Genomic DNA, 24,030 nt, shown 5'->3' with positions numbered 1-24,030 from the left:
TCCCTGCTGGAGCCGCTGCCGGCGGCCTGATTGCGGAGGTCTGTCAGGCGGGTTTTTTGGGGGAAGCTGCGTCAGCCGGGCGGCTGTTCGAACAGCCCGCGGGCGACAGCGCGGTTGATCTCGACCAGCGCGGCGGCACTCGTCTCTCCGGCGAGGATGCGGGAGGTTTCCTTTTCAACAAAGCCGGCGATCGACAGAAGTTGTGCCCGCAGCGGCACCGGAAGGCTGTTGCCTTCGCTCGTAAGATCTTCAGCGGCTATGCGCCAGAACCTGCGGTTCTCGTGCACGGCGGCGGGCATGGCGGCAAAGCTGCTGCCGGGCTCCGAGGCGCGGATCATGCCGGCGGCCAGTTTCGAGAGGATGAGGGCCTCGGCCCGGCGGGGGTCGGCCTCGACCGAGGCGGCAGTGCCATAGCCGTATGGAACCTGTGCGTTCACGAACGCTCCTTTCCAGATCGCGTGAGGTCAGTCGGAAGGTTGAACCGGGGCCTTGCAGCCCCGGTCCGTGTCATCAGCCGCGGAACAGCGACAGCAGCGACTGCGGCGCCTGGTTGGCGATCGACAGCGACTGGGTGGCCAGCTGCTGCTGGACCTGCAGGGCCTGCAGGCGGGCCGAGGTCTCCTCCATGTCGGCATCGACCATCGAGCCGATGCCGGATTTAAGCGAGTCCGCCAACTGGCCGACAAACTCGGATTGCCCCGTGATCCGCTTGCCCGCAGAACCCAGCGATGCCGCGCCTTCGACCGCAGTGTTGATCAGTGCCTCGATCTGGCCGATCGCCGTTTGCGCGGATGCCTTGTCGGTGATTGCAGCGACTGTGCCACCGACGATGTCAGCCTCGAAATCGACAGAGGTCACATCGATCATCCTGGCCGTCGTCGTCGCGGCGGTGCCGCGGTCAAGCGATGCCAGGACCGAGAAGGTGGGGCCGCCATTCCCGATATCGGTTTTCAGCAGGTTGATCCCGTTGAACTGCGAGGCATTGACGATGGACTCGATCTCGGCCCGTTTTCCGAGGATGTCGGTGTTCACCTTGCCATGGTCTGCCGTGTCGTTGGACGCCGAGGCCGCCAGGTCGCGCATCTCGCCCAGCAGCTTGGTGATCTTCTCGGCGCCTGCGCGGCCCGTGGCGACCGTCGACTCGGCGACGTTCAACTGGCTGCGGATGGCCTTGAAGGACGATTCGTCGGTTTCCATGATCTTGGCCGTGGCCCAGATCGCGGCATTATCCTTGGCATTGGCGACCGACTTGCCGGTTGAGATCTCGCTTTGGGTCTTGGCCATGTTCGAGTTGATCCCCTTCAGGGTCTGCAACGCGACCATTGCGCCATTGTTGGTCAGAATGCTGGACATTTTATCCTCTGGTGTTTCGGGACGGATCATTCCGTCCCGCGTTTCAGATATTCCGGCCTTCTGACCAGCGGGCTATTCCCGGCGTCCTCTTGACGCGATCACCTTCCTAATCGGCAACGTCTAAGTGTCACATCCCGTGTGATTATACGGCTGTTTCCTGAATAGCTCTGGTCTTTCGTGATGCCAGACCTTGAGGGCATCGATGGGTGTTCGACCTTTGAGGACAGACTGGGGCAGCTGGCCGTTGTAGAGGCGGACATAGCGCAGGATGGTCTGCTCCAGGTCCTCGCCACTGCGGAAGCGGTGGCTCTGCAGGATGTCCTCGATCCGGCCATTGAACCGCTCGACCATGCCATTCGTCTGCGGTCGCATCGGCGGCGCCAAGCGGTGTTCGATGCCGAACTCGGCGCAGAGCCGGTCGAACTCGTGGTTGCCGGTGGCGGCGCGGCGGCGCAACCCGAAGAGCCGGTCGGTGAACTCCTTGCCATTGTCGGTCAGCACCCGGGCGATCTTCATCGGCGCCGCGCGCTCCAGATCACGAAGGAAACGGCGTGCGTTGGCAGCCGTCTTCGCCGGGTAGACGCGCACGAAGACCCATCGGGTGGCGCGGTCGATCGCGACGAAGAGGTAGCGCCGGCGGTCCTCGTCGGCCATCTGCGGCAGGTATTTGACGTCGATGTGGAGGTAGCCGGGCGCATAGGCCTTGAAGGGCTTGTGCGCGGGCTGCGGCGCGGCAGGCTTCAACTCGCGCAGGTTGCCCGCCCCGTGCCGCCGCAGGCAGCGGTCCAGCCCCGAGCGCGAGACGTCCGGGTTGAGGAACTCGCGCACCACCGAGAGCAGGTCATCGAGCGGCAGCAGCAGGGACCTGCGCAGCGCCACCGCCACGGCCTCCTGCGCCGGCGTGAGCGTGGTCTGAAGCCGGTGCGCCGTGTGGCTCAGGTCATGGACGCTGTCGCGCTTGCGCCATTTCCAGACCGTCTGCTCGGAGATGCCGTAGCGCTCCGCCACTATCCAGGCCGGCTCGCTGCTCGCCTGGATCGCAGCCCGGATCCTCGGTGTCGTCGTCGCCTGCTTGTGCAGAGAGATCAGCATGCTCGCCTCCCGTCCCGGACGTCTCGCAGGATCGATCTTGCCATGAAGAGGGCGGTCCGGCGAGGGTCTATGTGATCGTCCGGGATGGGACATCTAAGGAATAGTGAACGCGGCCCCGCCCGGCAAAACGACAATCGGCAGCATTTTACTAAAACCGGTGCGTGCGGGCGGAGAGATCGGTTCCGACCCGGTGCCGCCCCGCGCGGTCGTAAACGTCCAGCCCGCCCAGCACCGCCGACAGGTCGCGCATCCAGTTGCGCGCCTGATCCAGCCCTTCAAGCGCGGACTGCGCCAGCTCGCGCAGATGCGAAAGCTGGCGTTCGCAGGCCGCGCGAAGCGCATCATCGGGCGGGTTCGCGGCGATTTCCTTGTGGAAGATGTCCAGCATGGCCTGGCAGGCCTCGGGTTCGCCGCGAATCATGGCGCGGCAGGCATCCCGCAGGATCGCTTCGGGATCACGCATGGTCGGCCAGCCGGGTCACGAGGTTCAGGTCCAGACGCGAGGCCATGGCGGCCGCGTGCCGCTCGGTCAGGAAAGAGGCGAACTGCGACTCTCCGATCCCGCCGCCGAATGCGTCCCCGCCGCCGTCCGGCATTGCGATCTTCAGCATTTCGGCCAGAAAGGCCGCTTCAAGCTTGTCGGCGCTGCGTGAAAGATCAGTTCGAAGGGGTGGATGCAGGCGCGCTCCCTCGACGTTCACGATCATCTCCATTTTGACCCATTTTTTCTCGTATATCGGCTGGCGGTAAATATTCGGTAACCGGATGCGCCTATCCCGAAGAAGGTGATTCCGAAGGTTCATGTCGATGCAGGTTCAATCGCACAACTGGCCGGTGGCCTGCCCCCCGGCTCTCGCATCGGGCGGGGGAAAGCCCGCTGCTGCAGAGGGCGGGCTGTTCGAGGCGGTCCTTGACGCGCCCGACTGCGAGCCGCCACCGCCCGGCACGACCCCAAAGGAACCTGCAACCGAGCCTTCGTCAGCCGCCGGGAACGAGGAACCGGCCGAGGACGAGCCGGATGTCCCCGCCGGGTCCGAGGCATGCGGGATGACGCTTCCTCCTGCCGTGAACGAAGCCTTGCCGCGCGGGCGCGCAGCGGATGCCGCGCAGGCGGCCCTGTCCGAAGAAGGCGCTTCGCCGGGCAGCGTGTCCGGCCTGCCCGCCCCCGGTCCGGTGCCGCAGCAGGACCGGGCGCCGCCTTCGCAATTCGATTCGGACCGGCAGAAGCAGGGGGCGGCCAGCTTCGACGAGGCCAGCCGACCGCAGACTGTTGAACGCTTGGAAACGCAGGTGCAGCCGGGTGCAAGGCGGCCGCGGCCGGCTGATGTCGGGCCACGGGCAGTCTTCTCCCCCGCCGAGGGCATCGGCCCTGACAACGCGCCCGAAGGAACGGCATCGCCGGTCCCTTCCGCATCCCCTCGTCCGCCCGGCGCGGAAGCGCCGCCGCCTGCCCCTTCCCCGGATGCCATCACGCTGCCACCGGAAACCCTGCAGCCCAGCGACACCCGACTGCCCGAGGCGCTGGTCCCGCCCGCCGAGATCCGCGAGGCTCCGCTGCGCATCGCCGAGGCCCCCGCCCTGCACCGTCCCCCGCCTGCCGAGCCGCACCGTCAGATCGCCGATGCCATTGTCCGCACGCGCGACGGACAGGTCGAACTCATCCTGAACCCGGTCGAGCTTGGCCGCGTCACCGTTCTTCTGGGGACCGAGGGGAACCCCGGCCATCTGGCGATGTTCGTCGAGCGGCCCGAGACGCTGGACCTCATCCGCCGCCACGGCGAGCAACTGCTGCGCGAGTTGCGCGATGGCGGGATGTCCGATCCCAGTCTCGACATCCTGCAGCAGGACAGCCACGATTCTCCCCAAGACAGGAACCGGCGCAGCGGAGAGAACCGGGCCGCCGCCGGCCTGCGCATCCCCGAGGGCCTGCAAGAGGCCGCACCCTGCGCCGTCCCGCTTTCCCGCCTCGACATCCGGCTTTAGGAGCATCCCTTGACCAGCATCGCCCCGACCGCCGCCGCCACCGCTCCCTCCCCCGGTCCGGCGCCTGCCGCCGCGGCCTCCTTCGCCGGCGGCGATTTCGAGACCTTTCTCAAGATGCTGACGACGCAGATCAGGAACCAGGACCCGCTGAACCCGATGGAGGGGTCAGATTTCGCCGTGCAGCTTGCGACCTTCTCGGGGGTCGAGCAGCAGGTGCGGACGAACCAGTTGCTCGAACAGCTTGCGGGCGGGCAGCTTGGGGGCCTGGGGCAGCTTGCCGACTGGATCGGGAAGGATGTCCGCACCACCGCCCCGGTCGCCTTTGACGGCCAGCCGATCACGCTGGACATCCGGCCCGAGAACGGTGCGGACAAGGTCGAGTTGGTGGCGCTGGACCGGAACGGACGCGAGGTGCTGCGCGAAAGCATCGGCCTTGGGGCGGGCGAGGTCGACTGGGCAGGCCGGACGGCCGAGGGGCCGCTCGCCCACGGCATCTACAGCTTCAAGCTGGTCAGCCACCGCGGAGAGGAGGTGCTTTCGACGACAGCCGTGGGCGCCTTTGCCCGCGTCACGGGGGCCGAACTGACCGCCGAGGGCGTCAGGCTGTCGCTGCCAAGCGGGGCAAGCGCGTTGGAAAGCGAGGTGACGGCGCTGCGCGAATCGCGCTGAGTTCACGCCGCGTCCGGCCCGCGCGCCCTTGCGGAAGCGCCGTCGCTGTCTATAACCCCCGACGATTTGCACGCCGACAATCGCCCGGGGGAAAGCCATGCCGAAAAGAACCGATATCTCCTCGATCCTCATCATCGGCGCCGGACCCATCGTCATCGGCCAGGCCTGCGAGTTCGACTATTCCGGCGCCCAGGCCTGCAAGGCGCTGCGCGAGGAAGGCTACCGGGTCATCCTGGTGAACTCGAACCCTGCCACGATCATGACCGATCCCGGCATGGCGGATGCCACCTATATCGAGCCGATCACCCCCGAGATTGTCGAGAAGATCATCGCCGCCGAGCGTCCCGACGCGCTGCTGCCCACCATGGGCGGGCAGACCGCGCTGAACACGGCCTTGGCGCTGGCCGACATGGGCGTGCTGGAAAAATACAACGTCGAGCTGATCGGCGCCCAGCGCGCCGCCATCGAGATGGCCGAGGACCGCAAGCTGTTCCGCGAGGCGATGGACCGGATCGGGCTGGAGAACCCCCGCGCCACCATCGTCGCCGCGCCGAAGCTGGCGAACGGCAAATACGACATCGCCGCAGGCATCGCCCAGGCGATGGAAGCGCTGGAGGACATCGGCCTGCCCGCCATCATCCGCCCCGCCTATACGCTGGGCGGGACCGGGGGCGGCGTCGCCTACAACCGCGACGACTACGAGGCCATCGTGCGATCCGGCCTCGACGCCAGCCCCGTCGCGCAGGTGCTGGTGGACGAAAGCCTGCTCGGCTGGAAGGAATACGAGATGGAGGTGGTCCGCGACCGCGCCGACAACGCCATCATCGTCTGCTCGATCGAGAACGTGGACCCGATGGGCGTCCACACCGGCGATTCGATCACCGTGGCGCCCGCGCTGACGCTGACCGACCGCGAATACCAGCGGATGCGCTCGGCCTCGATCGCGGTCCTGCGCGAGATCGGGGTGGAAACCGGCGGTTCGAACGTCCAGTGGGCCGTGAATCCCGCCGACGGCCGCATGGTCGTGATCGAGATGAACCCGCGCGTGTCGCGCTCCTCGGCACTGGCGTCCAAGGCCACCGGCTTCCCCATCGCCAAGATCGCGGCGAAACTCGCCGTCGGCTACACGCTGGACGAACTCGACAACGACATCACCAAGGTCACGCCGGCCAGCTTCGAGCCGTCCATCGACTATGTGGTCACGAAGATCCCCCGCTTCGCCTTCGAGAAATTCCCCGGCGCCAAGCCCGACCTGACCACCGCGATGAAGTCGGTGGGCGAGGTCATGGCCATCGGCCGCACCTTCCACGAATCGCTGCAAAAGGCGCTGGCCTCGATGGAAACCGGCCTTTCCGGCCTCGACGAGATCGCCATCGAGGGCGCGGCCGAGGAAGGCAAACCCGCCTTCATCAAGGCCCTGTCGCGCCAGACCCCCGACCGCATCCGCGTCATCGCCGAGTCCATGCGCGCCGGCCTGTCGGACGATGAGATCCACCGCGTCACTAGCTTCGACCCCTGGTTCCTCGCCCGCATCCGCGAGATCGTCGAGGCCGAGCACGAGATCCGCCACCACGGGCTGCCCTCGGACGCCCATGGCCTCAGCCGAGTCAAGATGATGGGCTTCACCGACGCCCGACTTGCCCACCTGACCGGCCAGACGGAAACCGCCATCCGCCGCGCCCGCCGCGGCATGGGCGTCCTGCCCGTCTTCAAGCGCATCGACACCTGCGCGGCCGAGTTCGAGGCCCAGACCCCCTACATGTATTCGACCTACGAGACCCCCGCGATGGGCGACGTGGAAGACGAGGCCCGCCCCTCGGACCGCAAGAAGGTCGTTATCCTCGGCGGCGGCCCCAACCGCATCGGCCAGGGGATCGAGTTCGACTACTGCTGCTGCCACGCCTGCTTCGCCCTGACCGACGCGGGCTATGAGACCATCATGGTCAACTGCAACCCCGAGACCGTCTCGACCGACTACGACACCTCGGACCGCCTGTATTTCGAGCCGCTGACGCTGGAGCACGTCCTGGAAATCCTGCGCGTCGAACAGGAAAACGGCACCCTCCACGGCGTCATCGTCCAGTTCGGCGGCCAGACGCCCCTGAAGCTGGCGCAGGCGCTCAAGGACGAGGGCATCCCGATCCTCGGCACCACCCCCGACGCCATCGACCTGGCCGAGGACCGCGAACGCTTCCAGAAGCTGCTGAACGACCTGCGGCTAAAGCAGCCCGTCAACGGCATCGCGCGCAGCGTCGACGAGGCCCGCGAGATCGCGCAGCGCGTGGGCTTCCCGCTGGTCATCCGCCCCTCCTACGTCCTCGGCGGCCGCGCGATGGAGATCGTGCGCGACACCGACCACCTCAACCGCTACATCACGACCGCCGTGCAGGTCTCCGGCAAGAACCCCGTGCTGCTCGACAGCTACCTGTCCGGCGCCATCGAGGTGGACGTGGACGCGCTGTCCGACGGCCACACCGTCCATGTCGCCGGCATCATGGAGCATATCGAGGAAGCCGGCGTCCATTCGGGCGACTCGGCCTGCTCGCTGCCGCCCCACACGCTGGACGCGGCCACCATTCAGGAACTCAAGGTCCAGACCACCGCCATGGCCCTGGCGCTGAACGTCGTCGGCCTGATGAACGTGCAGTTCGCCATCAAGGACGGCGAGATCTTCGTGCTTGAGGTCAACCCCCGCGCCTCGCGCACCGTGCCCTTCGTCGCCAAGGCCACCGACAGCGCCATCGCCTCGATCGCCGCGCGGCTGATGGCGGGCGAGCCGATGGCGAACTTCCCCCTCCGCCCTGCCTATCCCGCGGGCGTCGGCCCCGACACGCCCCTTCCTTACGCCGACCCGATGACGCTGGCCGATCCGGTCACACCCTGGTTCTCGGTCAAGGAGGCCGTTCTGCCCTTCGCCCGCTTCCCCGGCGTGGACACGCTGCTGGGGCCGGAGATGCGGTCCACCGGCGAGGTCATGGGCTGGGACCGCAACTTCCCCCGCGCCTTCCTCAAGGCGCAGATGGGTGCGGGCACGCATCTGCCGGAAGGGGGCCGCGTCTTCGTCTCGGTCAAGGACGCCGACAAGACGCCCGAGATGGCCGCCGCCATGCGCGACCTTTCCGCCATGGGCTTCACCCTGATCGCCACCCGCGGCACGGGCGATTTCCTGCGCGGCGCCGAGGTCCGGGCCGAGCTGGTCAACAAGGTCTACGAAGGCCGCCCGAACATCGTGGACCGCCTGAAGAACGGCGACATCGCGATGGTCCTGAACACGACAGAAGGCGCGCAGGCCATCGCCGATTCCCGCGACATCCGCTCGGTCGCGCTCTACGACAAGATCCCCTATTTCACGACCGCGGCGGGAGCGATCGCCGCCGTGGCGGCGATCAAGTCACGCGAGGAGGGGGACGTGGGGGTCAGGACGTTGCAGGGGTGAGAAAATTTCGCCTTTTGCACTTGCAACCTCATCCTGCAGCCTTAACTCAACTCTGCCCGACGCGCGAGGCGTCGGTGAGTAGTGTTAAGGACCGCAAGCGCTATTCGCGCCCAGCGGCACCGGGTCGGGATCGGCATGATCGCCATCATCTCGCCTCCATTGCACGACGTGGTCACAGCGTACCACGCCAGGTTGAATCCCGCGCCCCTTGTAGAGAGGGTGAAGTTAGGTAACATAAGTCCGGACATTAGACGAACGGAGTCACAATGTCCGGACTAGACCTACTTCGCGAAGGGGAATTTGACCCCTCAACTAGCGATCTAGTTCATAAGTTTCAGGCTCGCGAGAGGAAGTACCTTCACTTCGACAATCGGTTAACTGAACGTCGAAGAGAGATTAGTTATGACTTCGAGATTGAGGAAACCCCTCACCGGTTTTATCCTTTGCTCGGGTATACCAAGCTTGTTCGCCGGGTAACGTTGAGCGCATCAGGCGAACCGCAGGTCGTTCCTAAGCCTAGGGAAATAAAGTACGCCTCCCATCGAGACTCTGCCTATCTCGAGGCATATTCCTCTTGGCTGTCGCTCGCATATGAAGCTGAGCTAAAGAAATCCAACCTTGATAGGTGCGTGCTTGCGTACCGCAAAGGAAATGCTACCAATATCCATCATGCAAAGGCGTTGTTCGATGAGGTCGCCCATCGCGCCGACTGCGTTGTGACGGCCTTGGACATCAAAGGGTTCTTCGACTCTCTTCTCCATCAGCACCTTAAACACGAGTTACTTGAACTATTGGATGCTGGGCGCTTGGAGGGACATCATTGGACGATATTTAAGAACGTCACTCGCTATTCATGGGTGGAGCAAGAGGCACTAGAAGTTGCCCTTGGACCCAAAAGGAAAAAGAAAGGACGCATTTGCACTGCGGAAGAGTACGTCACAAAGGTCCGCGGAAAAGAACATAACTTGATAAGAGTAAATAAAAACCCTTGGGGGATTCCACAAGGCACCCCTATATCGGGCCTTTACGCCAACATCTACCTTCTTTCATTTGACCGGCGTATGCTCCGGTATGCCAATTCAATCGGCGGAACCTATCGAAGGTACTCGGATGACATAGCCGTTGTAGCACCACCCCACATCAGACCAGAGGACGTGGTACAAGAAATCGAACGTGCTATTTCCAGCTATGGCCTTCAACTATCAACTCATAAGACTGAGCTTTCAGTGTTTTCCCGAGGCCTATGCCAAAACGAAAACCGGCCACTTCAGTACCTCGGATTCACGTACGATGGCAGAAAAGTCTTTATTCGCACCGCGTCAATGCTTCGCTATCAAAAAAAGATGCGGCAGGGCATAAGAGCAAAGCTGATTGCAGCGAAGGCCCAAGGAATACCTTCGAGAAACGTCTACCAGAGACAGCTACTGAGTCGATACACTCACCTTGGAAAAGGCCGAAACTTTGTGAAGTATGTGTCCCATCCCGGACGATCACATAGACCCTCGCCGGACCGCCCTCTTCATGGCAAGATCGATCCTGCGAGACGTCCGGGACGGGAGGCGAGCATGCTGATCTCTCTGCACAAGCAGGCGACGACGACACCGAGGATCCGGGCTGCGATCCAGGCGAGCAGCGAGCCGGCCTGGATAGTGGCGGAGCGCTACGGCATCTCCGAGCAGACGGTCTGGAAATGGCGCAAGCGCGACAGCGTCCATGACCTGAGCCACACGGCGCACCGGCTTCAGACCACGCTCACGCCGGCGCAGGAGGCCGTGGCGGTGGCGCTGCGCAGGTCCCTGCTGCTGCCGCTCGATGACCTGCTCTCGGTGGTGCGCGAGTTCCTCAACCCGGACGTCTCGCGCTCGGGGCTGGACCGCTGCCTGCGGCGGCACGGGGCGGGCAACCTGCGCGAGTTGAAGCCTGCCGCGCCGCAGCCCGCGCACAAGCCCTTCAAGGCCTATGCGCCCGGCTACCTCCACATCGACGTCAAATACCTGCCGCAGATGGCCGACGAGGACCGCCGGCGCTACCTCTTCGTCGCGATCGACCGCGCCACCCGATGGGTCTTCGTGCGCGTCTACCCGGCGAAGACGGCTGCCAACGCACGCCGTTTCCTTCGTGATCTGGAGCGCGCGGCGCCGATGAAGATCGCCCGGGTGCTGACCGACAATGGCAAGGAGTTCACCGACCGGCTCTTCGGGTTGCGCCGCCGCGCCGCCACCGGCAACCACGAGTTCGACCGGCTCTGCGCCGAGTTCGGCATCGAACACCGCTTGGCGCCGCCGATGCGACCGCAGACGAATGGCATGGTCGAGCGGTTCAATGGCCGGATCGAGGACATCCTGCAGAGCCACCGCTTCCGCAGTGGCGAGGACCTGGAGCAGACCATCCTGCGCTATGTCCGCCTCTACAACGGCCAGCTGCCCCAGTCTGTCCTCAAAGGTCGAACACCCATCGATGCCCTCAAGGTCTGGCATCACGAAAGACCAGAGCTATTCAGGAAACAGCCGTATAATCACACGGGATGTGACAAGTATGCTTATAGAGCAGCAGAGATCATGAACGCCCCCAGCATACGTCATCAGATCAAGAACCATCCCCGGTGGTTTCAGCGAGCTTGGCACAAAGAGGTGATAAGAGCTTACGGCGACTTGGTTACTTCCGCATGAAGTCCTTGCGGTAGTGCCTTTATGCACTGCAACACCGCCCGCTACCTCCCCCTCAGCCACGCCATCGTATCCGCCCGAGCCGAGCGCTTCTCCTCGTCCAGCGGCACCCCCGGCTCCTCGCTCATCAGCCGGGCGGCGTCAGGGCCGAGGTCCTCAAAGTCCTTCTGCGCCTCGCCCCAGCCCGGCTTGCGGCCGTCCAGCCCCTCGCCCTCGCGCCGCGACAGGTAGTCCATCGTCTCGCCCCCGCGCAGCAACCCCGCCAGCCGCGCGTGCATGAAGGCGCGCAGCACCGCGTTCATGCGCGGGCCATAGCCCTCGCCCATGCCGCGGAAGAAGCGGACCACGTCCTCCTCCAGCGCGATCGTCACCCGGATGCGCTTGGCCTCGCCGCGCTCCCGCGCGATCTCGTGCCAGGCCTCGGGGATGCGCCCCTCGGTCAGGACCTTCTGGTGCAGGTCCCATTCCAGCCGCCGCATCGCGTCGGCCATGTAGTGATAGTTGATCCGCCTTGCCGTTTCGGCCTTCGTCTCGCCCATGCGCGCCTCCTGCCCTTTGGCCGCAGTCTGGCGGAACGGGGTTAACGCCCCCTCAACGGGGCGTTCGCACGGGTTGTGCATGGATCGTGCATCCCCCGTGCATCGGATGTGCAGGGCGTTCTCCGGGGAAATCCCGCCCCGGACAGGCAGGGGCCGGAGTTCCGAAAGCGCGCCCCGTTGCGCCCCGCACGCGGCCCCCGTATGCCGTCGCAAAGGGGTTTTCCGCATGAGCGTCAACAGCTTCGGCCGCATCTTCACCGTCACCACCTGGGGCGAAAGCCACGGCCCCGCGCTCGGCGCCACCGTGGACGGCTGCCCCCCCGGCATTCCCCTGAATGAGGCCGCGATCCAGCCCTTCCTCGACCGCCGCCGCCCCGGCCAGTCGAAGATGACCACGCAGCGGCAAGAGCCTGATTCCGTTCGAATTCTTTCGGGCGTTTTCGAGGGCCGCACCACCGGCACCCCCATCCAGCTGACCATCGAGAACACCGACCAGCGCAGCCGCGATTACGGTGAGATTGCCCATGCCTTCCGCCCCGGCCATGCCGACATCACCTATCACCTGAAATACGGCCACCGCGACTATCGCGGCGGCGGCCGCTCCAGCGCCCGCGAAACCGCCGCCCGCGTCGCCGCCGGGGGGGTCGCCCGTGCGGTCCTGCGCGAATTGGCGCAACACCTGACCATTACAGGTTATATGGTGCAGATGGGCGATCTCACGGTCGACCGCGCGCGCCTTGACCTGAACGAAATCGACCGCAATGACTTCTTCCTTCCCGATCCTGCGGCAGTCCCCGAATGGACCGACTACCTGTCCCGCATCCGCAAGGAACAGGACAGCGTCGGCGCGGTCGTCGAAGTGCTGATCCAAGGCTGCCCGCCGGGCCTCGGCGCGCCGGTCTATGGCAAGCTCGACACCGACCTTGCGGCGGCGATGATGTCGATCAACGCGGTGAAGGCGGTCGAGATCGGCGAGGGCATGGGTGCCGCCCGCCTGAAGGGAACCGAAAACGCCGACGAGATCCGCATGGGTCCGAACGGGCCCGAGTTCCTGTCGAACCACGCCGGCGGCATCTTGGGCGGCATTTCCACGGGGCAGGACATCGTGCTGCGCTTTGCGGTCAAGCCCACAAGTTCGATCCTGACCCCGCGCCGGACGATCAACCGGGCGGGCGAGGAGATCGAGCTTGTCACCAAAGGCCGCCACGATCCCTGCGTCGGCATCCGCGCGGTGCCGGTGGCCGAGGCGATGGCGGCCTGCGTGATCCTCGACCACCTGCTGCTGGACCGTGCCCAGACAGGCAGCAAGCGAGGGGTGATCGGCTGAACGCCCGCCGCATGGCGCCGCCTAAGCGGCCTCGCGCAGCGGCTCGACGACAAAGGGCGTGATGGTCACGGCCTCGCCCTCGAAGACGCAGAAGGAGCCGGGCGGCACTTCCAGCCAATCCGCCTCATCCGCCTCCAGCGGTTCGGAGACAATGGCCCGACCCTGCCGCGTATCCGACCATCGATGATACAGGGTCGGCGCGAGGTCATCGGTCGCGTAGCGCACCGCATAAAGCCGCTCGCCATCCGAAAAGGCGCAAGTGAGCCGCACATGAGGAGTCGTGCCCCGCTGGCGCGCAAGATCCTGGAATCGCGCCGTGGCGCGAGCGAGCGCGGCATTCGGATCATGATCGAGCCCCTCGCCCAGGGCGCAGAGAAACAGCGCCTCGCTGTCGGTCGCGCCCTTTCGATGCGGGTAAAGCTCGTCGGGAATCAGCACCTCGGCCGCGCGGCGCCATGTGTTGTAGCCGCCGAACTGGCCGTTGTGCATGAAGGACCAGGGGCCGACCGCAAAGGGGTGGCAGTTGTTGCGGCTGGTCGCGGTGCCGGTCGAGGCGCGGACATGGGCCATGAACAGATGCGAGCGCACCGTGGCGGTCAGGCTGCGCAGGTTCGGGTCGGACCACGCGGGCATCACGTCGCGATAAAGCCCCGGCTCGTCCCGCTCACCATACCAGGCGAGGCCGAAGCCGTCGGCGTTGACCGGATTCTGGCAGCGGATGGCGCCATGGCTTTGCCGGACCAGCGAATGGCCGGGAAGGCTGACGATATCCTCAAGATAGATCGGCCTGCCGAGATAGGCCGCCCAGCGACACATTCTTGTCCCCCGCATTGGTGTTTGCGGGGAAACTAGCAGCAGCCGGGCGGAATATCAGCAGATTCCTTTGGCCTCGCGCGAGGCAGTTGATCACAATCCGCGCCAGGCTGTCGGTTAAGCAGCGTCGGCGATCACCTTCTCAACCGCCGCAATGGCCTGATCGAGCGCATCGAGCGAAGGTGCCCCGCCCTGCGCCCGGTCGGGACGGCCGCCGCCGCCCTTGCCGCCAAGGGCCGCGACCGCCGCCTGCACCAGCGAGACCGCGCTGACCCGCTCCGCCAGATCGGGCGTCACCGTTGCCGCCACCGTGGCCTTGCCGTTGTCCTCGGTCATGACGACCACAGCCCCGGTCGAAAGGCCCGAGCGCATCTGGTCGGCCAGCGCGCCCAGTTCCTTGCCCGAGACGCCCTCGACCCGCCGCGCGATCACCTGCACGCCGCCGATGTCCTTCGGCGCGGCCTCGGACCCGCCGCCCATCGCCAGTTGGCGCTTGAGTTGCGCGATCTCGTTCTGCATCGCCTTGCGGTCGTCAGCCAGCGCCTTGACCCGGCCCACCACGTCGCCCGACTGCGCCTTGAGCAGCCCCGCGATCTCGGACAACTGCCGCTCGGCCTCGCGCAGATGCGCCAGCGCCGCCTGGCCGGTCAGCGCCTCGACCCGCCGCACTCCGGCAGACGACGCGCTGTCCCCCAGCAGAACGAAAGCACCGATGTCGCCGGTGCGGCTGACATGGGTGCCGCCGCAAAGCTCGATCGAGTAGATGTCGCGGCTCAACCCCTTGCCCGAGCCCTCGCGCCGGCCCATCGAGACCACGCGCACCTCGTCGCCGTATTTCTCGCCGAACAGCGCCTGCGCGCCCATGTCGCGCGCGTCGTCGGGCGCCATCACCCGCGTCTCGACAGGCGAGTTCTGGCGGATGACCGCGTTCACCTCGGCCTCGATCCGCGCCAGTTCCTCGGGCGTCAACGCCTTCCCGTGGCTGAAGTCGAAGCGCAGCCGGTCCTCGGCATTCAGGCTGCCCTTTTGCGCGACATGCTCGCCCAAGGCATTCCGCAGCGCCTCGTTCAGCAGGTGCGTGGCCGAGTGGTTGGCCTGGATCGCCCCCCGCCGGTCGATGTCCACCGACAGCGTGGCCCCCTGCCCGCGTGAAATCTGGCCCAGTGTGACTTCCGCGAAGTGGACGAACAGGCTGCCGGATTTCTTCGTGTCCGTCACCTGCGCCGCGCCGGTCTCGGTCTTGATGAGGCCGGTGTCGCCCACCTGACCGCCGCTCTCGGCATAGAAGGGCGACTGGTTGACGACGATCTGGACCTGCTGGCCCTCGCCCGCCGTCTCGACCTCGGAACCGTCCTGCACCAGCGCCAGAAGCGCGCCCTCGGCAGCTTGGGTGTCATAGCCCAGGAACTCGGTCGCGCCGTGACGTTCGGCCAGGTCGAACCAGATCGCGGCGTCCCTGGTCTCGCCCGAGCCAGCCCAGGCGGCGCGGGCCTTGGCCTTCTGCTCGGCCATGGCGGCGTCGAAGCCCGCGACCTCGACGCCCCGGCCCTGCTCGCGCAGCGCGTCCTGCGTCAGGTCCAGCGGGAAGCCGTAGGTGTCGTAAAGCTTGAAGGCCGTCTCGCCCGGAAGGTTCGCCCCTTCGGGCAGGCGGCCGACCTCGTCCGACAGCAGCCGCAACCCTCGGTCGAGCGTCTGCTTGAAGCGCATCTCCTCGCCCCGCAGCGTTTCCTCGATCATCGCCTGACCGCGGCTCAGTTCCGGGTAGGCCGCGCCCATCTGTTGCACCAGCGCGGGCACCAGCCGGTGCATGACCGGATCCTGCGCGCCCAGCATATGCGCATGGCGCATGGCACGGCGCATGATGCGGCGCAGGACATAGCCGCGCCCCTCGTTCGAGGGCATCACGCCATCCGCGATCAGGAAGCTGGTGGACCGCAGGTGGTCGGCGATCACCCGGTGATGCACCTTGCCCGGCCCGTCGGGGTCCGAATTGGTGACATTGGCCGAGGCCTCGATCAGCGCCCGCATCAGGTCGGTGTCGTAGTTGTCGTGCTTGCCCTGCAGCAGCGCGCCGACCCGTTCCAGCCCCATGCCGGTGTCGATCGAGGGGTTCGGCAGCGGCTTCATCGAGCCGTCCTCGAACTGCTCGAACTGCATGAAGACAAGGTTCCAGATCTCGACGAAGCGGTCGCCGTCCTCCTCGGCGGAACCGGGCGGGCCACCCCAGATTTCCGGCCCGTGGTCGTAGAAGATTTCCGTGCAGGGGCCGCAGGGTCCGGTCGGGCCCATGCGCCAGAAGTTGTCGTCGGTCGGAATGCGGATGATGCGGTCGTCGGTCAGGCCCGCCACATTCTTCCAGATCTCCGCCGCCTCGTCGTCGGTGTGATAGACGGTGACCAGCAGCTTGTCCTTGGGCAGGCCGAAGTCCCTGGTCAGCAACTCCCAGGCATAGGGGATCGCGTCTTCCTTGAAATAATCGCCGAAGCTGAAATTCCCCAGCATTTCGAAGAATGTATGATGCCGCGCCGTGTAGCCCACGTTGTCGAGGTCGTTGTGCTTGCCCCCCGCCCGCACGCATTTCTGCGCGGTGGTCGCGCGGGTGTAGTCGCGCGTCTCAAGGCCCGTGAACAGGTTCTTGAACTGGACCATCCCCGAGTTCGTAAACATCAGCGTGGGGTCGTTGCGGGGCACGAGGGGCGAACTGTCCACGCGCCGGTGGCCGTTCCGTTCGAAGAAGTCGAGGAAGGTCGAGCGGATGTCGTTCAGGCTGGCCATGGCGTCTATCCCGGGGAAATGCTGCCGCGCAGAGATAGCGATGCCCCCGCCCGCTGTCCAGAATGACACAAGACGCGCGGCGCGCCCCTGAACAAGCAAACGGCCGCCTTGCGGGGCGGCCGTCCTGTCAATTGACGCTTACTCCTCGGTCAGCGCGTCGTCGCCATCCTCGGTCGCGGTGAACTCCAGCCCATGACTGGCGCGGATTCGGTCCTCGATGGCCAGCGCCACCTGCGGGTTGTCGCGCAGGAACTGCTTGGCGTTCTCGCGCCCCTGCCCGATCCGCTCGTCGCCATGGGAATACCAGGCGCCTGACTTTTCCACCACGCCGGCCTTGACGCCCAGATCGATCAGCTCACCGACCTTGGAAATCCCCTCGCCATACATGATGTCGAACTCGACCTGCTTGAAGGGCGGCGCGACCTTGTTCTTGACGACCTTCACCTTGGTCGAGTTGCCCACCACTTCGTCGCGGTCCTTGATCGAGCCGGTGCGGCGGATGTCCAGGCGCACCGAGGCGTAGAACTTGAGGGCATTGCCGCCCGTCGTCGTCTCGGGGTTCCCGAACATGACCCCGATCTTCATGCGGATCTGGTTGATGAAGATCACCATGCAGTTCGACCGGCCAATCGAGGCGGTCAGCTTCCGCATCGCCTGGCTCATCAGGCGGGCCTGGCTGCCCATCTGCATGTCGCCCATGTCACCCTCGATCTCGGACTTGGGCGTCAGCGCCGCGACCGAGTCGATCACAACCAGGCTGACCGCGCCGGACCGGACCAGCGTGTCCACGATCTCCAGCGCCTGCTCGCCCGTGTCGGGCTGCGAGATCAGCAGCTCGTCCAGGTTCACGCCCAGCTTGCGGGCGTAAAGCGGGTCCAGCGCGTGTTCCGCGTCCACGAAGGCGCAGACGCCGCCCTTCTTCTGTTCCTCGGCCACGACATGCAGCGTCAGCGTGGTCTTCCCCGAGCTTTCCGGCCCGAAGATTTCGATGATGCGGCCCTTGGGCAGGCCGCCAATCCCCAGCGCGATGTCCAGCCCCAGCGAGCCGGTCGAGGTCGACTCGATCTCGGCCACCGGATTGTCCGCGCCGAGCTTCATGATCGAGCCCTTGCCGAACTGGCGTTCGATCTGCGCAAGGGCGCTGTCGAGCGCCTTCTGCCGGTCCGCGCTGCGTTTGTCGTCCATCTTCAGGATGCTCGCCCCAGACATTTTCACCTACTCTATTGCAGCGCGGGACCGTGCACAACGATGCAGCGCAGCCATTCTTTGTTCACCTGATGTTCTGCACGCCATCTGGTGATTTTGGTGCCTGACCACAAGGACATGCCGCCCTCGAATCGCACTCTGCAGAAAGAATCTTAACAAACCGTTGAGTGGCTTCTGCAGGCCCGCTTGTGGCCGGATTTCGGCGCGGTATTCTCGCGCCATGCACCTTCCACCGCCCCTGCCCGCCGGGTTCCGGCGATGACCCCCGCCGCCCGCGCCGCCGCGGCCATCCAGATCCTCGACGCGATCCTGCAGGGAGAGCCTTCCGAGGCGCAACTGACCCGCTGGGCCCGTGCCAGTCGCTTCGCCGGATCGGGCGACCGCGCCGCGGTGCGCGACATCGTCTATGACACGCTGCGGCGCCGGCGCAGCCGTGCTGCCTTGGGAGGCGCGGACAGCGGACGTGGCTTGGTCCTCGGCGCCCTGCGCGAGACCGGCACCAATCCCGACACGATCTTCACCGGCGAAGGCCACGCGCCCGCACCCCTGACGGTGGCGGAACGGGCGGGCGGGCGGGCGCCGACGGAAGCAGAGGTGACTGACCTGCCCGACTGGATCGCCGAGACAATGAAAGCCGATCTCGGCAGCGGGTTCGTTCCGGTCGCGGCGGCGCTGCGCGACCGCGCGCCCGTGTGGCTGCGCGCGAACCTTGCCCGGACGACCGCGGCCGAGGCCCGGCAAGCGCTCGCAGCCGACGGCATCGCCGCCGAACCCGATCCCCGCTGCGGCACGGCCCTGCGGGCGACGGAGGGCGAGCGGCGCATCCAGGGCTCGGCCGCCTACAGGGAGGGGCTGGTCGAGCTGCAGGACCTGTCGCCCCAGATGGCCTGCGCCGCGCTGCCGATCGCACCAGGGACCACCGCGCTTGATTTCTGCGCCGGGGGCGGGGGCAAGGCGCTGGCGCTGGCGGCGCGCGGCGCGCGGGTGACGGCATGGGACGCCGCGCTGGGACGGATGCGCGACCTTCCGGCCCGCGCGGCCCGCGCCGGGGTGAGAGTCAGGATCGCGGAGGTGCCGGATGGCCTTCATGATCTCGTGCTGACGGACGTGCCCTGTTCCGGCTCGGGAACGTGGCGGCGGACGCCGGAGGCGAAATGGCGGCTGACGCCCGCGGATCTGGACAGGCTGGCCGAGACGCAGGCCGCGATTCTCGACCGCGCCGCGCGTCATGTGCGGCCGGGCGGGATGCTGGCCTACATGACCTGCTCGCTTTTCGCCCGCGAGAACGAGGATCAAGTCGCGCGTTTCCTTGAAACGCATCCTGATTTCACGCTCAGGCGCGCGGCGACCCTGACGCCGATTTCCGCAAGCGACGGTTTCTTCCACGCGCTGCTTGTCTGTTAAACGACGGTTAACCTCCGGCCCGCTATGGTCGGGCGCGAATCGGGTGACGAGGCGGGAATGAAGCAGGGCGGGCTTTTGTCCTCGGGCAGGCTGGCGGCGGTGCCGGTCCTGATGCTGCCGGTGGTGCTCGGGGCGCTGTGGCTGGCGCTGGCGCCGGCGGCGGTGCCCCCGCGCGTTCTCGTGATTGCAGGCACGGTGGCAGTCGCCTGGTATCTTCTGGGCGGGATGATCGCGGGGCGGCGGCTGCTGGATCAGCTTTCGGTCGCCCGGCAGGTCCGGGCGGCGCGTGTCACCCTTGCGGACGAGCCGGGCTGCGCTTGGATCGTCGATTCCGAGGGCGCGATCCGGGGCCAGTCAGCACCGGCCGGACGGCTGCGGGACCTGACGGGGCGCGATGCGGCGGCGCTGCTGGCCGGCCACCGCGCGAACCCCGCGGCGGCTGCGGCGGCGCTGCTGGCGCGCGTCGCCGACGGCAGGCCCGTGCAACTGCCACTTGGCGATGGCTTGATCCTGGACGCGCGGCGCATTCCCGACAGCACGCTGCAGTTCTGGCGCATCGAGACGCCGCAACCCGAACCTGCCGCGACGGCTGCGGGCATCGGCCTCGATTACCGCACGGTGCCCATTGCCCTCCTCGACCTCGACCCGGATGGCCATGTGCTGACCACCAATCTGGCGGCCGAGGCGCTGCTGGGTCCGATCGCCCCCGGAACCTTTCTCGGGGACCTGCTGGAGGGGCCCGGCCGTCCCTTGGGGGACTGGCTGGCCGAGGTCCGCGAGGGCCGCGACACCGGGCGCGGCGAGGTGCTGCAGACCCGCACCGGCGATGTCGAACGCGCGCTGCAGGTGACGCTTGCCTCCAGCCCCGGCATCGACCGGATCGTCGCGGTGCTGACGGACGTGAGCGCGCTCAAGACGCTGGAAGCGCAGTTCGTGCAAAGCCAGAAGATGCAGGCCATCGGCCAGCTTGCCGGCGGCATCGCGCATGACTTCAACAACCTTCTGACCGCGATCACCGGCCATTGCGACCTGTTGATGCTGCGGCGCGACAACACCGATCCCGATTACGCCGACCTGCACCAGATCTCGCAGAACGCCAACCGCGCGGCGGCGCTGGTGCGGCAGTTGCTCGCCTTCTCGCGCAAGCAGACGCTCAGCCCCGAGATCATCGACCTGCGCCATGTCCTGTCGGACCTCAGCCACCTGCTCAACCGCCTGGTCGGAGAGCGGATCATCGTCACCGTCACCAACGACCCCTCGCTGCGGCCGATCCGGGCCGACGGGCGGCAGTTCGAACAGGTGCTGATCAACCTCGCCGTGAACGCCCGGGATGCCATGCCGAAGGGCGGCGAGATCGCGATCCGCAGCGAGAACGTCAGGCTCCGCACCGGGCTGACGCTGGAAGGGGCCAGCATCCCCCAGGGCGAGTATGTCCGCATCACCGTCTCGGACCAGGGCTGCGGCATCCCGCCCGAGACGCTGGACAAGATCTTCGACCCCTTCTTCACGACCAAGAAACAGGGCGAGGGCACTGGCCTTGGCCTTTCGACCGTCTATGGCATCGTCAAGCAGACCGGCGGATACATCTTCTGCACAAGCACTCCGGGCGAAGGCACGATCTTTGCGCTGTATTTCCCGGCCCAGCGGCCGCGTCCGGCGGAAAGGCCCGCGCCGGCCGCGGCAAGCCCGGCGTCCCCGCGCAGCGGCGAGGACCACCGCCGCACCGTGCTGCTGGTCGAGGACGAGGCCCCGGTGCGCGCCTTCGCGGCGCGCGCCCTGCGGCTGCACGGCTTTGACGTGATCGAGGCGGACAGCGGAGAACGGGCGCTTCAGATCCTGTCGGATGCGGCGCTGCGGGTGGACATCTTCCTCACCGACGTGGTCATGCCGGGCCTTGACGGCCCCGGCTGGGTCCGTATGGCCCTGCAGGCGCGCGAGGGCACGCGGGTGATCTTCATGTCGGGCTACATGGACGCGACCCTGTCGGACAACAACATGGCCATTCCCAACGCCCTGTTCCTGCCGAAGCCCTTTTCGCTGTCAGAACTCGTCGCAACCGTGGAAAGTCATCTCGCCGGCAGCATGGCCCCGGCCCGGCCCACCGATGGCGCCCCTCCCGACGCCTAGGGAGCCAGCCGGTTCAATGCGGGGCTGCGATCACTGCGGCCAGGCAGGACGGCTGTTGGCCGGGAACGGCGCGGCCGCTCAGAAGCCGCTGGACAGGTTCCCCGCCCCATCGTAGGGAAGGGCAAAGCCGCCGCTGGCTTATCCGCGAGGCCCTGTCGCATTCCTGGATCGGCCTTCGCGTTCTGAACATACCATGACAACCACGCGCCAGACCTTGCTGATGTTGTGCGCGGTTTTCGTGACTCTGACGCTTGGCATCGGCCTGACCGCCTTTACTGTCCGGCTGGAAAACCGGGCGGCCGTGCTTCGTTTTGAACGGCTTGCCGATCTGGTGTCGGGCCGGATCGAGCAGCGGATGATCCAGCATGTCGCCCTGTTGCGGGGCACGCGCAGCTACTTCGACGCGCAGGACCAGCCGGTTTCCGTGGAAGAATTCCGCCGCTATGTCGAAGGGCTGGAACTGCAAAGCGATTATCGCGGCATCCAGGGGATCGGCTTTGCCGCGCTGCTGCCGGCGGACCTCCAGCGCCCGGCCCTTGAGCGGATCTCTGCCAACCACGGCTGGCCGGCGGTTGCGCGTCCGGGCAGCGACCAGCCGCTTGTCGGCCCCATCACCATGCTCGAACCCATGGACGCTCGGAACCGGCAGGCGATCGGCTATGACATGTTCGCCGAATCCGTGCGCCGCGAGGCAATGATCGCCGCCCTTGAAAGCGGCGAGGCGCAGGCGACCGGGCCGGTGGAACTGGTGCAGGAGATCACCGCCGAAAAGCAGGCGGGTTTCCTGATCTACATCCCCACCCGGATCGGGCTGTTCGGGATGCGCGAGGGCCGGGACGGCGGCTGGGTCTATGCGCCCTATCGCGCCGGCGACCTGCATCACGCGGTTCTGGCCGAACTGCCGGACCTGCCCTTGTCGCTGCGGACGATGGACCGGCAGGCGCCCGGCCAGCCGCTGTTCGACAACATCCCCGAGGATGCGCCCGCCCGCCTGCTGAACCGCGCCGCCACGCGCGAGATCGCCATCGCCGGGCGGAACTGGCAGTTGACGATGGTTCCCGCCCCCGGCTTTCTGGGGCTGGACGATCGCACGGCCAGCCTGATGGTCGGGGCATTGTCGCTGCTGCTGCTGATCGCGGTGACCGGCGCCACGCGCAACTTCATGCGCGCGCTGCGCGAGGCAGAGTTGCGCGCCGTTCAGTCCGCCCGCGAGGCCGATGAGCGCACGCTGCTGCTGCGCGAGATGCAGCACCGGATCAAGAACCACCTGGCCCGCATCCAGGCGATTGCCCGGCAGACGATGCGCTCGGCCCCGGACCTGCAGGAATTCGGGCGCGTGTTCGGGGCGCGGCTGTCGGCGATGGCCAAGGCGCAGGATGCCGTGAACCGCACCGATCAGGGATCTGCGGAACTTGCCGGACTGCTGCGGGCCGAGGTCGGCGGCGTCGTTGCCGCCGCGCAGGCCGAAGGGATGCTGAACGGCCCGCCGGTGCGGCTGAACGGGCGCGAGGCGCAGGCCTTGGGGCTGGTCGCCTATGAGCTCAGCACCAACGCGATGAAATACGGGGAAAACTCGGACGACCTGACGATCCGCATCGACTGGACGGTTGAACGGCGCGCCGGCGCCGACTGGCTGGTGCTGAGGTGGAACGAACCGGACGCCAGCCCGGCGCCCGGCCGTGAGGACCAGAACGGAAATGGCGGCTTCGGGTCGCAACTGATCCATGCGCTGATCGAGGGCGACCTGAACGGCGCGTTCGCCCGCGCCTTCGGGTCCGACGGCATGGTCGTCACCATCGCCTTTCCCCTGGCGCTGGCGGGTCACAGCGGCTCGGATGGCGCCTCGGCCTTTGGTTCCTCCGGCCCCTGACCCATGGCCAGCAGGCTGCCCCGGCTGCTGCCGATCAGCGGGCCGCGCCCGCGCCCCACCACCGCCAGCGATCCCGGCGAGCCGGTCCTTTCCGACCCCACCGGCGCGCCCAGCAGCGTCAAGCGTTGCCGCGCCCGCGCCACCTTTTCCGGCGCGACCGGCGCGGCCATGGCGAAGCTGTTGTAGGTTTCCGGCGCGCCGGTCATCCCCTGGAACCCCTGCGCCTTGAATGTCGCCCGCAACTCGTCGAAGCGGGCGAGATAGCGGTTCGCATGGACCGTCGTGCGCGAATGGAACGCGCCCGCCGCCCGCCGCCAGTCGCCCGTCTCGGCATGAAGGTCGCGGACGAAGCGGGCGGCGTAGCGGGCGTTTTCCAGCGGGTCGAACATCTCGACCACGGACGGGAAGTTCTCGCCGTGCCAGCGGTAGTTCAACTGAAAGCAGCCGATGTCGAGGTTCACCCGCCCCTGCTCGATGCGGTCCTGCGCGAAGGCCAGCGCCTCGGCCGGATCGTCGAACCAGCTTCCCGCGCCTTCGGCATTCACGCTCCAGGCCCAGGGGCGGACGAGGTCGCCGCGCCGCCGCCCCGTTTCGGTCAGGGTCAGCGCGCCGAGGATGTCGGGCGGCACCCCCATCTCGGCCGCCGCCGTCATCGCCGCCCATTCGCAGACCGCCGCCGGCTGATCTGCCGGGCCGGGCGCGGCAAGCGCCGGCGCTGGCAGGAACAGCAGCGCAAGAACCCAACCCAACCGCATCAGCCACCCCCGAAT

17 protein-coding genes and 2 pseudogenes are annotated in these 24,030 nt (G+C 66.8%); 9 read left to right on the top strand and 10 right to left on the bottom strand.

Annotation, left to right across the window (positions count from 1 at the left end; genetic code table 11):
• Positions 1-71: 71 nt before the first annotated feature.
• From JGR78_RS16305 to JGR78_RS18280, 5 genes are all read right to left on the bottom strand, one after another.
• Complete coding sequence (locus JGR78_RS16305; RefSeq protein ID WP_182792278.1) at positions 72-437, bottom strand: flagellar biosynthesis regulator FlaF; 366 nt, start codon at positions 435-437, stop codon at positions 72-74.
• A gap of 73 nt (positions 438-510) precedes the next feature.
• Entirely contained in the window at positions 511-1,353 is an 843-nt protein-coding gene (locus tag JGR78_RS16300) for a flagellin (protein ID WP_182792279.1), read from the bottom strand.
• Between the two features lie 120 nt (positions 1,354-1,473).
• Positions 1,474-2,445, bottom strand: coding sequence for an IS481 family transposase (locus JGR78_RS16295; RefSeq protein WP_200559367.1), 972 nt, complete (start codon positions 2,443-2,445; stop codon positions 1,474-1,476).
• A gap of 148 nt (positions 2,446-2,593) precedes the next feature.
• Positions 2,594-2,908: a hypothetical protein gene (locus JGR78_RS16290; RefSeq protein WP_182792280.1), complete on the bottom strand. Its 315-nt coding sequence runs from the start codon at positions 2,906-2,908 to the stop codon at positions 2,594-2,596.
• Complete coding sequence (locus JGR78_RS18280) at positions 2,901-3,158, bottom strand: chemotaxis protein chel (RefSeq protein ID WP_234450791.1); 258 nt, start codon at positions 3,156-3,158, stop codon at positions 2,901-2,903. Before JGR78_RS18280 ends, JGR78_RS16290 begins: the two co-directional genes overlap by 8 nt.
• A 94-nt stretch (positions 3,159-3,252) precedes the next feature.
• Here JGR78_RS18280 and JGR78_RS16280 point away from each other — a divergent pair, with 94 nt between their 5' ends.
• The 5 genes and pseudogenes from JGR78_RS16280 to JGR78_RS18270 all read left to right on the top strand — a co-directional run.
• Positions 3,253-4,428, top strand: coding sequence for a flagellar hook-length control protein FliK (locus JGR78_RS16280; protein ID WP_182792281.1), 1,176 nt, complete (start codon positions 3,253-3,255; stop codon positions 4,426-4,428).
• A 9-nt stretch (positions 4,429-4,437) separates the two neighbouring features.
• Positions 4,438-5,097: a flagellar hook capping FlgD N-terminal domain-containing protein gene (locus JGR78_RS16275; protein WP_182792282.1), complete on the top strand. Its 660-nt coding sequence runs from the start codon at positions 4,438-4,440 to the stop codon at positions 5,095-5,097.
• A 97-nt stretch (positions 5,098-5,194) separates the two neighbouring features.
• The gene (carB, locus tag JGR78_RS16270) at positions 5,195-8,533 is read left to right on the top strand and encodes a carbamoyl-phosphate synthase large subunit (protein WP_182792283.1); all 3,339 of its coding nucleotides are present in this window, start codon (positions 5,195-5,197) and stop codon (positions 8,531-8,533) included.
• A gap of 266 nt (positions 8,534-8,799) precedes the next feature.
• Positions 8,800-9,954: pseudogene (locus tag JGR78_RS18660) on the top strand (reverse transcriptase domain-containing protein); the annotation flags it as partial.
• A 144-nt stretch (positions 9,955-10,098) separates the two neighbouring features.
• Positions 10,099-11,064, top strand: a pseudogene (locus JGR78_RS18270) (IS481 family transposase); the annotation flags it as partial.
• Between the two features lie 179 nt (positions 11,065-11,243).
• On the opposite strand, the gene JGR78_RS16260 reads toward JGR78_RS18270, so the two are convergent.
• Positions 11,244-11,738, bottom strand: a complete 495-nt coding sequence (locus JGR78_RS16260) for a BrnA antitoxin family protein (RefSeq protein WP_182790874.1) — start codon at positions 11,736-11,738, stop codon at positions 11,244-11,246.
• Positions 11,739-11,964: 226 nt separating this feature from the next.
• On the opposite strand from JGR78_RS16260, the gene aroC reads away from it, so the two are divergent.
• Positions 11,965-13,065, top strand: a complete 1,101-nt coding sequence (aroC, locus tag JGR78_RS16255) for a chorismate synthase (RefSeq protein ID WP_182790875.1) — start codon at positions 11,965-11,967, stop codon at positions 13,063-13,065.
• A 21-nt stretch (positions 13,066-13,086) separates the two neighbouring features.
• Here aroC and JGR78_RS16250 read toward each other — a convergent pair whose 3' ends face one another.
• The 3 genes from JGR78_RS16250 to recA all read right to left on the bottom strand — a co-directional run bounded on the left by JGR78_RS16250 (position 13,087) and on the right by recA (position 17,862).
• Entirely contained in the window at positions 13,087-13,881 is a 795-nt protein-coding gene (locus JGR78_RS16250) for a class II glutamine amidotransferase (RefSeq protein WP_182790876.1), read from the bottom strand.
• A gap of 114 nt (positions 13,882-13,995) precedes the next feature.
• Positions 13,996-16,653, bottom strand: coding sequence for an alanine--tRNA ligase (gene alaS / locus JGR78_RS16245; protein WP_182790877.1), 2,658 nt, complete (start codon positions 16,651-16,653; stop codon positions 13,996-13,998).
• Positions 16,654-16,791: 138 nt separating this feature from the next.
• The gene (recA, locus tag JGR78_RS16240; RefSeq protein ID WP_182790878.1) at positions 16,792-17,862 is read right to left on the bottom strand and encodes a recombinase RecA; all 1,071 of its coding nucleotides are present in this window, start codon (positions 17,860-17,862) and stop codon (positions 16,792-16,794) included.
• Positions 17,863-18,117: 255 nt separating this feature from the next.
• Here recA and JGR78_RS16235 point away from each other — a divergent pair, with 255 nt between their 5' ends.
• The 3 genes from JGR78_RS16235 to JGR78_RS16225 all read left to right on the top strand — a co-directional run bounded on the left by JGR78_RS16235 (position 18,118) and on the right by JGR78_RS16225 (position 23,260).
• Positions 18,118-19,263 (top strand): RsmB/NOP family class I SAM-dependent RNA methyltransferase, encoded by a 1,146-nt coding sequence (locus tag JGR78_RS16235; RefSeq protein ID WP_182790879.1) that lies wholly within the window; start codon positions 18,118-18,120, stop codon positions 19,261-19,263.
• A 24-nt stretch (positions 19,264-19,287) separates the two neighbouring features.
• Positions 19,288-21,390, top strand: a complete 2,103-nt coding sequence (locus JGR78_RS16230; protein ID WP_182790880.1) for a PAS domain-containing sensor histidine kinase — start codon at positions 19,288-19,290, stop codon at positions 21,388-21,390.
• A gap of 238 nt (positions 21,391-21,628) precedes the next feature.
• A complete protein-coding gene (locus JGR78_RS16225; protein WP_182803380.1) occupies positions 21,629-23,260 on the top strand; it encodes a CHASE domain-containing protein in 1,632 nt (543 codons plus the stop codon).
• On the opposite strand, the gene JGR78_RS16220 is transcribed toward JGR78_RS16225, so the two are convergent.
• Positions 23,212-24,015: a hypothetical protein gene (locus JGR78_RS16220; RefSeq protein WP_220495364.1), complete on the bottom strand. Its 804-nt coding sequence runs from the start codon at positions 24,013-24,015 to the stop codon at positions 23,212-23,214. The genes JGR78_RS16225 and JGR78_RS16220 overlap by 49 nt on opposite strands.
• Between the last annotated feature and the right edge of the window lie 15 nt (positions 24,016-24,030).

Source organism: Paracoccus sp. MC1862, assembly GCF_016617715.1.
Lineage (GTDB): Bacteria > Pseudomonadota > Alphaproteobacteria > Rhodobacterales > Rhodobacteraceae > Paracoccus.
The sequence above is the reverse complement of the archived record's forward strand: the minus strand, read 5'-3'. Positions and strand labels throughout refer to the sequence as shown.